Origin of the sequence: Noviherbaspirillum sp. (assembly GCF_035944575.1) — a bacterium.
Lineage (GTDB): Bacteria > Pseudomonadota > Gammaproteobacteria > Burkholderiales > Burkholderiaceae_D > Noviherbaspirillum.
In genome coordinates this window covers 1-14,131 of sequence record NZ_DASZBA010000025.1, presented here as the reverse complement: position 1 = coordinate 14,131, position 14,131 = coordinate 1, and the positions used below count along the sequence as shown (strand labels likewise).

Here is a 14,131-nt window from a genome sequence, read left to right as displayed (position 1 = left end):
TGTCCTGTAATGCGAGCGGGGCTCGCGAGCGCGTTATGCCTGGCGACCATGCTACTGGAGGGTTTTCGAAGCGGTCGGCGTCAATGCAGGCACGTCCTGCCTGGCGATATCTGCGAAAGTCGAACCGGCAAGCCGTGCTTCGGACTTCAACTGCTCTTCGATGACTCTGCGTGTGAGCACCAACGCGGCCATGAGGTAATAAGGCACATCAAAATAAAGCAGGCTAAGGAACGCGCCTCCGACCGCAAAGCCGATCAGGCTGACCTGAACCATTGCCGCGAGGTGGTAGGCCCATTTCAGATCCTCACGTTTTCTGGTGTGACGCACGATCCAGCTGCCGCATCGCCATGTCAGAAAGCCGAGCAGCAGATACAGTCCGAGACCGACAAACCCGTGTTCGCCGAGCGCCTGGAAGTAGATGCTGTGAGCGGCATGCACATCGGTCGGAATTGGCGCATATCTGCCGAACACTTCGAGATCGTAGATTTCAAATCCGCCCCCGACCAGCGGTCGGTCCTTGGCCAGGTTGTAAGCCATCATCCATGCATTGATGCGGCCCATCGCAGAGCTGTCTTCCTTATAGGTGGAGATCGTGTCCATGCGTTCGGTCCACTGATCGGGCATGAACGCAACGAGTATGGGTATCGAAATTACCATCAGCATTCCGAGGACAAGCTTTTTGCTGCTCTTCAGCCACAGAAAGCCGGCCATTGCGGCGATGGCCAGCAGGGCCCCGCGTGAGTACGATCCAAGGGCTGCGAATGCGCACAGCAATATGGCGATGGTCAGCCCGTGCCTGATCCACTTTTTCTCCGTCATGATTTGCAGATAGTGCATCAATGGAATCACCATAATCAATGCAAGCGCTATCTCGTTGTTCCCGCCGATGAAGGTGTCTGCCGGACCCCATACCCGATACTGCCCGCCGCTCATGACGGTGAAGATTCCTCCTTTGACCCCGAAAAACCCCAATGAAAACACCAGGACGATAATCAGTAATTCGATGTGCCGTCTCGTCTTCAACAGCATGAGTGTAACGACGGTCATCAACATGATCTTGATGACCCTGTTCCAGTTGCCGTACACCTGATCCGGATGAATCGCAAAGACGGTCGAGACGTTCATCCAGAAGATGAACGCGATCAGCACCAAGGTGATGGGTGTGATTGGAAGGCCCTTGCGGTCCTTTGTCAGCACCAGGCTTAGCAGCGTGGTTGCAGCGATGATTGCTGCGAAGGGGAAAGTGGTTGCGAAGCCCCAGCTTTCACGGTGAGGGTTCATCACGCTGATCCACACCCACATCAGGATGCCGATATACGGCCTCTTCAAAATGAAGGGGAGTGAACCGAATACGATAAGGGTGACGGCGAGATCTCTCATTGGCCGGAAATGGGCGTGATCAGGGAGCGGGCGTAAAGTGGCGAGAGGGAAGATTCCAGCTTTGTAATCATCCGCCTCGCTGTCCGGGCCAAGTATATTACAACCAGGCATTTGTTAGTGATTTGGCAAAGATAAATAGAACCGACCTGCAGTTTATGCTCATCGGTTCAGCCTCATGGAACAACTGACCCGAATTCACCGCACGCTTCAAACGTAAACATTAAAAGGCTGTCAAGCGCGTAATGTTGTTATATTTTCATTTTCGCCGATGTCTTTTGTTGTCAAAAATATTAGAATCCCACCCGCCATTCTGTAGATAGATGCGGTGTCCCAATAACGTTGGCTCGTTCAAAACCGGCCGCTTATCTAAGAAAGGAGAGTTCTGAACCAATCAACATAAGGGAGTGGGTGCGGCATGAGCAAAGTGGCAGTTGTTATTCCGTTTTTTCAGCGAGAGCAGGGTGTTCTCCTCAGGGCGGTTCAGTCCGTGTTCGCACAGTCCTTCGTCGATTTCCACATCTTCGTCGTCAACGACGGTTCGCCTATTTGTCCAAAGGCGGAGCTTCGTTCGTACCTCGACCGAAATGAGCCGCGCCTGACGATCATCGACCAGAACAACGCGGGTCCCGGCGCAGCCAGGAACCGTGGATTGGACATCCTGCCCGCCGGTACGGAATACGTCGCGTTTCTTGATTCAGATGACGAATGGCTCGCGGGACACCTTGATAATGCCGTTGCAGCACTGGATGAAGGCTACGATTTTTATTTCTCGGATTTCTATTTTTCCGATTTCAAGGAAAAAAGCGCATTCACCAGAGCCGGAAGGATCCCGCTCACCGAGCACAAAAAGCTGCCGTCGCATGACAACTTGTACGAATACACCGGCGACATGGCAGACCAGATACTGGTGCGGGGGAATGTAATCGGTACATCAAACGTCGTGTATCGCTACCGCACGCATTCTCGCTTGCGCTTCCGAACAGAATTCTTCAACGGGCAAGACTACCTTTTTTGGCTGGATTTTTTTGCTGCAGGCGGCAGGGCGATCTTTTCATCGGCCATCGAGTGCAACTGCGGCGTCGGCGTCAATATCTTTGCAGGCGCCGGATGGAATACCGACCGCTCACTCGACAGGCTGCGCAATGAATTGAAGCTGTGGACATCAGTGGATTCGATTTTCAAGCTTGCGAGTACGCGAAAGGCTGCCAACGTGCGGCGTATACGCCGTATCCGATGCAGCATCGTGCGCGACATTCTGCATCGCATCGCCCATCGGAAGACGGTTCATCTACGTATTTTGGCTGACATAATTTGTATCGATCCTGTTATTCTTCTGGTAATTCCTACGTTGACGGGAAGGATCATGATCGAACAACTTAGCGGGCGATTCCGGCCCCGGTCCCAATGAAAGACAGCGAAATCCTTGAACGACATCGATAAGAAAATTGCGAAGGGCGCTGCATGGATGGTGTCGTTCAAGCTTGTAGACCGTGGTCTGGGTTTGGTCAGCACCATCGTGCTTGCTCGCCTTCTCGTTCCCGAGGATTTCGGGCTGGTGGCGTTGGCGATGCTCCTGGTAGGGGCGCTGCAGCTTCTTGTCTCGTTCAGTTTCGATGTTTCATTGATCCAGAATCCGGATGCGGGTCGTGATGAGTTCGATACTGCGTGGACCTTCAATGTGATCTTTGCCCTGGCGTGCGCCGGACTGCTCGCGCTGGCAGCGCCGTCTGCCTCGGGGTTCTACCGTGAGCCCCGGCTCGAACTGGTCATCTACGTTCTTGCCGCCGGATTCGCCCTCCAGGGTTTCGCGAATATCGGGCCGGTGATTTTTCGCCGCGAGATGCGCTTCGACCGTGAATTCAAGTTCTTGCTCGGCAAGCGCATGGCCAGCCTGCTCGTTACGCTTCCGCTTGCCTTCGTACTCAGGAGTTACTGGGCGCTTGTGATCGGCCAGCTCGCCGGTACGCTGATCTCGCTCGTGCTTTCCTATACGGTGAGCGATTATCGGCCGCGTTTTTCGTTAGCTGCAAAGCTGGCGCTATTTCATAGTTCGAAATGGCTGATGATCAATAACATCGTTCATTTTTTGAATGCGCGTACGCCGGAATTCGTCATTGGCAGGCTTGAAGGACCACAGGCACTCGGCATTTACGCCATCTCTACTGAAATCTCTACCTTACCGACCACCGAACTGGTTGCGCCAATCAACCGCGCTGCTTTTCCGGGGTACTCGCGCGTGGCATCCCGGCTCGAAGAGCTGCGCGCGAGCTCCCTCAATGTGATCTCCATGATTGCGCTGTTTGCCCTGCCGGCTGGACTGGGCGTATTTGCCGTGGCGGATCTGATGGTGCCGGTGGTACTCGGTCCGAAATGGCATGCCGCTATTCCGCTTATCCAGGTTTTAGCGGTCTATGGGGTTATCCAGGCTCTCCAGACCAATATCGGTTATGTCTATATGGCACTGCGGCAGAACCGGATCATCACGGTAACCGCCTGTCTGCAGTTCGCGACGTCGGCCGTTTTGCTATTCGTCGGAATAAGAAACTGGGGGGCCCTTGGCGCAGCGTGGGCATTGTTGGCAACTGTATTGATCATGATCCCGGTGAACCAGGTACTTATCGCAAGACATCTTGGACTCAGCGGCCTTGATTTTTGCCGAAAACTGTTTCGGCCCGCGCTTGCTTCCACGGTCATGGTAATTGCAGTCTGGACGCTGAAGCTGAATCTGAATTCAGGCGGGAAGGTGAGCTTGATCGGCCTGCTGATTTGTTCGCTTGCCGGTGCGCTGGTTTATACGATTGTGCTGTATTTGCTATGGAGGTCCGCAGCCCAACCGAACGGACCGGAACGTGTGTGCTTTCTAAAGGTCGAGAATGTTTTACGCAAGTACGGAATTTCTCTCCGGCTCGTCAGCACTTGATCCAACATTCGAAAAACGCAACTCATTTGTCCGGACCGATCGGTTCCGGTGAATCACCAGGGAGCGAGTATGTCTTTGCGAAAGATGCTGGGAAAATCGGTCACCACGATGGCTGCAAGGCGCGGATATGAAATGATCCCGTTCTGGAAAATGGCCGAACGGCCCCTGGTCAGGCATTTGCAACAGGTATTCGCGCGCTACGGAATAGACACGGTCATAGACGTCGGCGCCAACAAAGGCCAGTTTCATGACCTGATACGGAATGACGTAGGGTTTCGTGGACGGATTCACTCGTTCGAACCGGTAAGCAGTTATGCGGAAGGACTGAAGAAGAAATCCGTTTCCGACACCGCATGGAAGATCCATCCATATGCACTAGGGAGTGCACCCGGCACGGCGGAGATCAATGTCACCCGATCGCCTGGCTTGAACTCGTTTCTCGCGCCACGAAAAGATGTCGTTACCGGCTTCTGGAACGACGATTCGATCTCCGGCGTGGAAAAAGTGGCGATACGTACACTGGATGACGTCCTGGCCGAAGAGGGCATTGACTGCAGTCGGCAGGGCGTGTACCTGAAACTGGATACGCAGGGATTCGATCTGGAGGTCATCAATGGCGCCGGCAGGTCGATCAATGGCATAAGGGGCTTGCAAACCGAGGCATCCATCCGACCCATCTATCACGGCATGCCGACTTACGGTGAAACTCTGCAGAAGTTGAATGAACTGGGGTTTGCCCTATCGGGTATGTTTCCCGTCACGAGCGATGAGTCGCTTCGCCTGGTAGAACTGGATTTTGTATTCATTAACAATCATTTCACATCGTTGCTGCGGAACAATTAATGCTCGGACGCGCATTTCGAGCTGTTGCCACACAGGGGGAAGTCGTGTTTTTATTCAATGAGGGAGTGCTGGCGTGAGCCGGCACGAGGAACAGCCAGGTTACCTGTTCGTCTTGCCGTGGTCCATCGCGCATCCGGGAGGGGTGAACCAGGTTGCCGCCAATTTGTACCGGCAGGTGCATGGCCATCAATTTTTCAAACCTTTCCTTCTCATTGCGGATTGGCGCGGCCGCACACTGTCCCTGAATCACGAGCACGGGTTCGACACGGCTTATTATCGTTTGCGCGCCCCGTCCGGTCATGAACACTTGGCGAAAACCATGTTGCTCTTCCTGGTTACCGCGCCATTCAGGTTGCTCTCGCTTTGGCGATTCCTGCGGGCGAAAAACGTCGAAGTGATCAACCCGCATTATCCGACGCTCGATTGCCTCAATTTTTCCTTACTTAAGTTTCTCGGCTTGTACAAGGGCAAATTCGTCCTTTCCTTTCACGGTGCGGATATCGCGAATGCCGGTCGTTCCCAAGGATGGGAGAGAATCTGCTGGAAGCTGCTGATGCGGTCATCTGATGCCATCATCACCTGTTCGAACAATCTGGCTGGCGCCGTTGCTGCATTCATGCCAGAAATCGCTTCCAAGGTTCATGTTGTTCATAACGGCGTCGACATTAATAAGATCGTTGCTGATGTGGACCGAGGTGTCGATGTCGATGCCATAGTCTCCAGCAATCCGTTCATCCTGAACATTGCGACCTTTGAGCCCAAGAAAGGGCAGGACGTCCTGATACAGGCATTCCATCGTATCCATGTCGAGTTTCCCGATATGCGGCTGGTATTGATCGGACGCTCGGGTGAAACGGAAATGTCGTTGCGCAGTCTTGCGCAAAAGCTTGGAGTTGCCGACAAGGTCGTCTTTATCAAGGACCTGGAGCACCGCAAAGTAACCGCAATCCTGGAGAGAGCGCGAATATTTGCCCTTCCATCACGGATCGAACCCTTCGGCATCGTCGTCCTCGAAGCCGGTATTTTCAATGTTCCCGTAGTGGCATCGGCGGTGGGGGGCGTTCCGGAGATACTGCAAGATGGCGTGACCGGATACCTTGTCCCGCCGGATGATCCAAACGCACTGGGAGCCAGGCTTGCGTTTTTATTGCGCGACCAAGCCGAGCATGGCCGGTTAGCGCGGAATCTGCAGTGCCATGTACGCGAAAAGTTTGACTGGATACATGCCCATGCACGTTACATGGATGTTGTGAAGGTTTGAGATAAGGCGAGCGGCATTGATGGCGGTGCAAGGAGATTGTCATTTGGACGGCACGGATAAGGACCTTCATATGGTGAAAAGCGAAGTGTTGCGGCTGGAACGTCACGACTGGACGGTTGCGATATTTGCAGCGCGTGAAACTGCCGGGACGTTGGCTTCCTGCCTGCAGGCCGCGTTGAAATCCTGTGGGTCTCGACGGACGGTGATCGATGTGCTGGTGAACGGAAATCGGGCTCTCGCCGATCAGTTCTCAGAGTATGTTGACGAATTCAGGCGTCGGCGAATGGACAATCAGACTACGGACAATGCAGTCGTGCGGGTATGGTTCATTCCGTTCGGCGATAAGGCGCATGCATGGAACGTCTATCTGCACACCATATGGCCGGGCGGCGATGTAGGTTATTTTATCGATGGATACGTGCAGGTTCGGCCGGATGCTTTCCTCTTGCTTGACGAAGGATTGACGACCACAACAGGGGCCTTGGGTGCCACCGGCATTCCGACATCGGGACGGTCTGCGCGCAACCTGGCGAGCCAAATGCTGACTGAAGGCGGCATGCACGGCAACCTTCATGCGATACGCGGCTCTGCCATAAGTAATCTAAAACAAACGGGATTCCGCCTTCCTCTTGGTTTATACCGGACCGACTCCCTGATCGGTGCCGTCTTGATGTTCCGGCTTGATCCGGCCAAAAACGAATGGGATCCGAAACGGGTGTTTGTACATCCACAGGTGACCTGGCATGTGGCATCGGCGTCCTTGTGGACATTGAAAGATCTGTCGGCGCAGTACAAAAGAAAATTGAGGCAGGCGCAGGGTGCGCTTGAGAATCGGGCCGTCCGTGAACACCTCGCGATCGGCAAGCGTGACCCGGTACTGCTTCCTCGAACAACAAATGAACTTGTAAATCGCTGGCTCGCCGCTCATCCTGAGCAAGCTACACAAGCTTTTGTCAGTCAGCCACTTACTTTTTATGCGGCACGCAAGCTTCGGCAGCATCGCGACTGGAGTATCGCTGACCTGCCACCCGTTCTTGCCTACGAATTCCGCCCGTAGTGCAATGCTTGTTCTTCAACATCACTCGGGTAATAATTCCGACTGGACGATGTTCAGATTACTCTCTTTACGGGGCGTGAAATGGCAAACAAGATTGCGGTTGTTATTCAGTTCTACCAGAAATCGGAAGGTATCCTGCTGAAGGCTGTCCGGTCGGCACTTGGGCAGACAGGGGTAGGGGAAGTCAAGATCTACGTCGTGGACGATGCGTCGCCCGTACCCGCTCGCAGGGAATTGCAGGCACTGATCGACGCCTACCCCTCCGCCATCGACATCATTGAACAGCCCAATGCCGGTCCGGCAGCAGCCCGCAATCGTGGCCTCGATAGCATCGGCACTGAGGTCGAATACGTGGCATTTCTCGATTCCGACGACGAGTGGGTGGACAACCACTTGTCCAACGCCATGCGGGCTTTGGATGCCGGTTTTGACTTCTACTTCTCGGACCACTTCCAGTTGAATCAAACTGTCAGCGCGTTCAATCGTGCCGGCAGAATCGACGTGGCACGGCATCCCCGTATCGGGGATGCGGATATGCTGCATGCCTATTCCGGGGACATGTTCGACCAGATCCTGATGGGCAATATCATCGGCACATCGACGGTGGTCTATCGGTACCGGAAATTTTCGGATTTGCGATTCAGGGAAGAGTTTGTGTACGCAGGCGAAGATTATCTTTTCTGGTTGGAGCTGGCCCGCCTTACGGAAAGAATCGCGTTTTCCTCTGCCTGCGAATGCAAGTATGGTCCCGGTGTCAACATATTCTCCGGCTCCGGGTGGGGGACCGAAAAATCTCTGATCAGATTGCATCACGAGATGAAATTCAAGAAGGCGTTGAACAAGCTGTTTCGGCTATCGGATGAACAGGCCAGAAGCACTGAACAAGCCGTCCAGGCCCTGCGCAAGAGCTTCGTCGCTGATGTCCTGCACCGGGTTGCGCACCGCAAGCCACTTGATATCGATGTGCTGCGTAAGCAATTGCAGGTTGATCTGCAAACCTTTGCCTATTTCCCTTTTATTGCGATCTCTACTGTACTCCGCCGGGGACGTTGACGCCCCGGCAGTCAGGCTTTGCCGTTGATCGTTCAGGATGATTCGCTGCAAAGCAAGTACGAGTCTGGTCAAGCACTGGCAAGTGCCGTACGTGCATTCAACACCTGCCTGAACAACGCAATTTGTCCCTTCGTCGTGTCGTCCCAACTAAACTTTTCCGCGTAGCGTCGGGTCGCCATGCGATCCGGATACGCGTTACGCAGATCGCTTACCGCCTGCGCCAAGGCAGCCGGCGATCGCTCATTCATGAGCAGCCCCGCGTCCGGCGATGCGACGACTTCCGGTGTGCCCCAGACCTTGCTTGCGACGACCGGCGTGCCGCAGGCCATCGATTCGAGCAATACGTTCGCCCAACCTTCACGGCTCGATGCCAAGATACTCGCGTCGGCGGCTGTGTAATATTTCTTTAACTCCGCATGGGGTATGGCGCCGAGAAAGGTAATGCGATCGGAGACGCCGAGGTGGCGGGCCAATGCTTCCAATCTGCCTTGTTCCGGCCCGCTTCCGGCAAGAAGCAGGCGCACGTCCGGGAGCAGGGGCAGGGCGCCGACGATCAGTTCGTGGCCTTTGACCGGCACCAGGTGGCCGACGGAAATCAGGGTAAAGCCTTCCAGGCCGAGTTCCTTGCGCTGAGCTTCCTTGTCGAGGGGGCGGAACATCGTAAGGTCCACGCCGTTGCGAAGGGGAGTGATGCGGTCCGCTTCCACGCCGAGCGCGACCATTTCCTCTTTCAGTGCATTGCAGACCGTGATGATGCCGTCCGCATTCTGTGCCGCCCATACGATCATCCGTCGTGGAAGGTGGTGACGGGGAATCAGGGAGATGTCGGAGCCGCGCGCGGTAATGACAACCGGCTTGTTGAAATATTTACCCAGCATGACCGCGGCGACGCCGTCCGGATAGAAGTAGTGGGCATCGATCGCATCAAAGTCGTAACCTTCGTCGATGATGCGTGCAATCGTCTGCTTGGCGGCGGCTGCCATGAAGAAGGGAGCGCTGGTCATGCCCACCTTGGGAATCAGCGGATAGCGCGGATGGCGCACGTGGATGCCGAAGCGGACTTCTTCCCGCGGCGGACGCGCGAATTTCGCATAGCGACCGAAGCTGGCGTGGTCGAACGGAAACCAGGGAACCGGCGCGACGACCCGCGATTCCACTTCGCCGCTGGCGACCAGATGCCGCAATCTCGTCTCGACGAAGATAGCCTGGTTCGGCGACGCGGTATTGGGAAACAGCGTAGTGAAAGTAAGCAGCTTCATGGTCGCCTGATCTTGAGCAAGCCGTCATACACAGGCTGGTACCGGCGGACGCTGGCGCCCCAGTTGCGTTCTGCTTCAACGAACTGCCTGGCCGACTGACGAAGGGTGGGCCACTGCTCGGGCCTGGCAAGCAACTCCAGCACCTTTTTCGCCAGTGCATCCGGATTGCCGGCTTCGAACAGGCATCCGGTGACCCCATCGGTGATCAGTTCACGATGGCCGCCGACATCCGATGCGGCAAGAAGACGGCCTTGCGCCATGGCTTCCAGCGGTTTGAGCGGAGTGACCAGATCCGTCAGCCGCATTTTTATGCGTGGATAGACCAGCACGTCCACCAGGTTGTAGTAACGCTGCACTTCGCTATGCGGGACGCGTCCGGTGAAAATCACCTTGTCCCGGAGGTCCAGTGTTTGCGCCAGCCTCTTCAGTTCGGTCTCTTGGGGACCGCCGCCGACCAGCAGGACCCGCACATGCGGGTTCACGGCCAGAATTCGAGGCAATGCCTGAAGCAGGATCGGCAGACCCTCGTAGGCATAGAATGAACCGATAAAACCCAGCACCACTTTGCCTGCAAGCCCGGTCTCTGCTGCCAACGTCGGGTCGGGGCTGCCGCCGGTACTGAAGTTTGAAGTGTCCACAGCATTCGGAATCACGGTGATCTTGTCCGAACCTATGCCGCGGGTGACAATTTCCCCGCGCAGGCCTTCGCAGATCGTGGTGATTGCGTCGGCGCGCCGCAAAGCATGCGTCTCCATTGCGCGCGTCAGGCGGTATCGCATCCCCCATTCGGTGCTGGTGCCATGGTCGACGGCCGCGTCTTCCCAGAATGCGCGGACTTCATAGAGAATGGGAATGCGAAGGCTTTTCCCAACGCGCAGCGCCGCGATGGCATTGAGCGCCGGCGAGTGTGCATGCAATATGTCCGGCTTGACTTCGGCCGCGACCTCCTTCAGGCGCGATGTCAGGCCGTTGATCACGGAGATCTGGTCAAGCAGCGGCATTTTCCCGAATGGCGAACTGGCGGGCGCCGTCCGGTGGAAGTTCCAGCCATCGACCGACTCCATGCCGGTCTTGTTGACGCCCTGTTTTGCCGAGGTGATGTGGTGCGTTTCCCATCCGAGCTGGCGTTGCTCCTTCAGGATCGATAAGGTGCGGAAGGTGTATCCGCTGTGCAGCGGAATCGAATGGTCGAGGATGTGAAGTACGCGCATGGATTCAGATCACTTCAAGCGGCGGTTCGGAGGTGCGTTGCTTGCGCACGGCATCGGCGCCGTCGCCGTGCAGCTCCTTGCGAAGGAAGGCTTCAAACATGAGCAGGGTCCAGAGCGGTGCGCTGTAATCTCGCCTGCCGGACTCGTGCATCTCCACCATTTCCCTGAGAAAGGCGGTATTGAAAATGCCGGTTTCGGCCAGCGTCGGTCCAAGCAACGCTTCCCGCACGCGCTGCCGCAGGGGGCCGCGGAACCAATTGCCGATCGGCACGGCAAATCCCATCTTGTCTCGATAAAGAATATCGTCAGGCAGGTGCGGCTCAAGGCTTTTCTTGAAAATGTATTTGCCTTCGCTGCCTTTCAGCTTGATGGAAGACGGCAGTCCCGAGATCCACTCGACCAGCTTGTGGTCCAGCAGCGGAACCCGTACCTCCAGTGCATGGGCCATGCTGGCACGGTCCACCTTGGTCAGGATGTCGCCCGGAAGGTAGGTTTTCATGTCGAGGTACTGAATCATCGACAGGGGATCATCGGTAGGCGACCCGTCGGCATGGCCGCGCATGACGTCGATGGCGCGATAGCCTTGCAAGTCCGAGCGGAACTTTGCGCTGAACAGTTGTTCTCTCACCCGGTCCGGCATTATCGAGACCCCGTGGAAATAGCCTTCCACCAGGTCACGTGCCAGCGCTTCGAACGTGGTCTTGGCCCGGAACACGCGCGGCGCCCAGTCGGCTTTCGGGTAGTACTTGCCCAACATGCCGAATACCGGTTTGCGGAAGCCGGCGGGCATCGTTGAGCGCACCCGATCTTCCGCCATTGCATATTTGTAGCGGCGGTAACCGGCGAGGTTTTCGTCTCCGCCGTCTCCGGAGAGCGCAACGGTTACCCGCTTTTTTGCCAACTGGCACACGCGGTAGGTTGGAATCGCCGAACTGTCGGCATACGGTTCGTCGTAGAGCTCGGCCAGTGTGTCGAGCAAGGAATAATCATCCTTGTCGACCATGTCCGTGTGATGGCGGGTCTTGTATTGCGCAGCCACCTGTGATGCGTATCGGGATTCGTCAAACCCCGGATCGTTGAAGGAAATCGAGCAGGTATTGACCGGTTCGTTCATCAGGCCGGACATTATCGCCACCACGGCACTGGAGTCGACGCCGCCGGACAGGAAGGCGCCCAGCGGCACCTCGGCAACTAGGCGAATTCGAACCGCTTCCCGCAGGCGCTCTATCAGTTCCGAGCCGGCATCCTGTTCGGACATCGGCGCATGTGGTGCGAACGGAACGTCCCAATACCGCTTCGATTGCGGCATCGGCTGGCCGAAGCGGAGGGTCAGCGTGTGGCCCGGCGGCAGTTTGAATGCGTTCCTGTAGATGGTTTTCGGTTCCGGAATATAGCCGTAGGCAAAATAATCCTCGACCGCGCGTGGATCGATCTCGCGCTGGATTCCGGGATAAGCGAGAAGCGACTTCAATTCGGATCCAAAAACGAACATACCGTCGGGCAGCATGGAATAAAACAGCGGTTTTACCCCCAACCGGTCGCGCGCGAGGAACAGGGTGTTTTTATTGCGGTCCCAGAGTGCGAATCCAAACATGCCCCGAAAGCGGTCGACACATGCTTCGCCCCATTGCTCCCATGCATGGACGATCACTTCCGTGTCGCAGTGGGTGCGGAATGTGTGCCCCAGTTCGACCAGATCCGCCATCAGTTCGACATAGTTGTAAATTTCACCGTTGTAGACGACGACAACGCTATGGTCTTCATTGAACAGCGGCTGCTGTCCGGAGGACAGGTCGATGATCGACAGCCGGCGATGGCCCAGTCCCACGCCCGGCTCCGTATGCAATCCGCCTTCATCGGGGCCCCTGTGGTGCTGGGACTCGTTCATGGTATGAAGGAGCGAGCGGTCGATGTCCCGCTTGCTCCGGGTATCGACAATACCGACTATTCCGCACATGATCTGCTGAGCTCCCTGACTTTGATTTTTCGTTCAAATAATGAATCGTACATTTCCAGATACTGGTCCAGCATGCTGGCCATGCTATATCGTTTCGTGACGCGTTCCAGTCCGGCTGCACCATGGTGGGCCGCCAGTTCCGGCTTCTCGACGTAGGCAGCGATGGCCTGCGCAAGCGCATTCGGATCGCGCGATGGAACGATTTGCCCGGTGACGTTTTCCTGCACTACCTCCGGAATGCCGCCGACGCGCGTTCCGACCACGGGCAACCTGGTCGCCATCGCCTCGAGAGCGGAGCCCGGCGTGCCTTCAGCGATGGATGACAGCACGAAAACCGAAAAGGTGCGGAGGATTTGTGCCACATCGGTCCGGGCTCCGGGAAGCCACACCTTGTCCACAATTCCCGCGGCGGCCACTTTTTCACGAAGTGCCGGCATTAATGGGCCATCGCCGATGATCGCGAGGCGCAAGCGCCCGCGGTATTCAGGCAGCATGGCGCGCAGCGCAATGAAGGCATCTACCAGCCCGGGATGATCCTTCACATCCTGAACCCGTCCGACCGTGCCAATGACAAAGCTGCCAGCCGGGATATCGCCATATTCCGCGCCTGACGGCGCAATGCCTGGTTTGTATTTGCTGGTGTCGATGCCGTTATGGAGCAATCGGCTTTTCGCTTCCGGAACACCGATGATATTTTTGTTCCAGGCCGCCAGATCAGCCGAATTCGAATAGCAGCAGTCGTAGAACGGTATCAATGCCTTGCGCAGCAAATTGTGCTTGCGGTTTTTCCCTTCCGGGTCGCTTGCATCCCTCCCATGAGAACCGCTGATGCGGACCGGAACGCCGGCAAGCGCGGCTGTCGCCCCGTATTCCGCTGCCGCGAGATTATACGTATGCAGGATGTCAGGTTTCAGTTCGCGCAGCAGCCGCCATAATTTCCGGTGTGTCCCCAGGCTCAAACCTGACGCCTTGTTAAGCGAGAACAGAGCGACGCCGGGCTTGGTTATTTTTTTATGGAAATCGGTGTAGTCGGTAAGGCAGATGACCGCATGGCGGTATCGATCGGCCGGTATGCGGTTGATGCGTTCGACCAGCATTGTTTCCAACCCGCCGAAATCCAGCCGGTATATGAGATGAGCAATGAGAGGTGGCGTACTCATTTTGCAGAGGCGGTAAGCTGATCGGATTTC

11 protein-coding genes are annotated in these 14,131 nt (G+C 56.1%); 6 read left to right on the top strand and 5 right to left on the bottom strand.

What is annotated here, in order from left to right; genetic code table 11:
• Nucleotides 1–51: 51 nt before the first annotated feature.
• Nucleotides 52–1,380: a putative O-glycosylation ligase, exosortase A system-associated gene (locus tag VGU61_RS01485; protein WP_326857323.1), complete on the bottom strand. Its 1,329-nt coding sequence runs from the start codon at nt 1,378–1,380 to the stop codon at nt 52–54.
• Nucleotides 1,381–1,795: 415 nt separating this feature from the next.
• Between VGU61_RS01485 and VGU61_RS01480 the strand changes: the two genes are divergently transcribed.
• The 6 genes from VGU61_RS01480 to VGU61_RS01455 all read left to right on the top strand — a co-directional run bounded on the left by VGU61_RS01480 (nt 1,796) and on the right by VGU61_RS01455 (nt 8,514).
• Complete coding sequence (locus VGU61_RS01480) at nt 1,796–2,788, top strand: glycosyltransferase family 2 protein (RefSeq protein ID WP_326857322.1); 993 nt, start codon at nt 1,796–1,798, stop codon at nt 2,786–2,788.
• Nucleotides 2,789–2,803: 15 nt separating this feature from the next.
• Nucleotides 2,804–4,300 carry a lipopolysaccharide biosynthesis protein gene (locus VGU61_RS01475; RefSeq protein WP_326857321.1) on the top strand — a complete coding sequence of 499 codons (1,497 nt, stop codon included), beginning with the start codon at nt 2,804–2,806 and terminating at the stop codon, nt 4,298–4,300.
• 69 nt (nt 4,301–4,369) lie between these two features.
• A complete protein-coding gene (locus VGU61_RS01470) occupies nt 4,370–5,143 on the top strand; it encodes an FkbM family methyltransferase (protein WP_326857320.1) in 774 nt (257 codons plus the stop codon).
• Nucleotides 5,144–5,285: 142 nt separating this feature from the next.
• A complete protein-coding gene (locus tag VGU61_RS01465) occupies nt 5,286–6,404 on the top strand; it encodes a glycosyltransferase family 4 protein (protein ID WP_326857319.1) in 1,119 nt (372 codons plus the stop codon).
• Nucleotides 6,405–6,474: 70 nt separating this feature from the next.
• Nucleotides 6,475–7,461 (top strand): hypothetical protein, encoded by a 987-nt coding sequence (locus VGU61_RS01460; RefSeq protein WP_326857318.1) that lies wholly within the window; start codon nt 6,475–6,477, stop codon nt 7,459–7,461.
• An 81-nt stretch (nt 7,462–7,542) separates the two neighbouring features.
• Entirely contained in the window at nt 7,543–8,514 is a 972-nt protein-coding gene (locus VGU61_RS01455) for a glycosyltransferase family 2 protein (protein WP_326857317.1), read from the top strand.
• A 68-nt stretch (nt 8,515–8,582) separates the two neighbouring features.
• On the opposite strand, the gene VGU61_RS01450 is transcribed toward VGU61_RS01455, so the two are convergent.
• From VGU61_RS01450 to VGU61_RS01435, 4 genes are read right to left on the bottom strand one after another with little or no spacing between them, the layout of a single operon-like run.
• A complete protein-coding gene (locus VGU61_RS01450) occupies nt 8,583–9,773 on the bottom strand; it encodes a glycosyltransferase family 4 protein (protein ID WP_326857316.1) in 1,191 nt (396 codons plus the stop codon).
• The gene (locus VGU61_RS01445) at nt 9,770–10,984 is read right to left on the bottom strand and encodes a TIGR04063 family PEP-CTERM/XrtA system glycosyltransferase (protein WP_326857315.1); all 1,215 of its coding nucleotides are present in this window, start codon (nt 10,982–10,984) and stop codon (nt 9,770–9,772) included. The genes VGU61_RS01450 and VGU61_RS01445 overlap by 4 nt, the downstream gene beginning before the upstream one ends.
• A 4-nt stretch (nt 10,985–10,988) precedes the next feature.
• On the bottom strand, nt 10,989–12,941 hold the full coding sequence (locus VGU61_RS01440; protein ID WP_326857314.1) for an XrtA/PEP-CTERM system amidotransferase: 1,953 nt from the start codon (nt 12,939–12,941) through the stop codon (nt 10,989–10,991).
• Nucleotides 12,929–14,101 carry a TIGR03088 family PEP-CTERM/XrtA system glycosyltransferase gene (locus tag VGU61_RS01435; protein WP_326857313.1) on the bottom strand — a complete coding sequence of 391 codons (1,173 nt, stop codon included), beginning with the start codon at nt 14,099–14,101 and terminating at the stop codon, nt 12,929–12,931. Before VGU61_RS01435 ends, VGU61_RS01440 begins: the two co-directional genes overlap by 13 nt.
• Nucleotides 14,102–14,131: the final 30 nt, after the last annotated feature.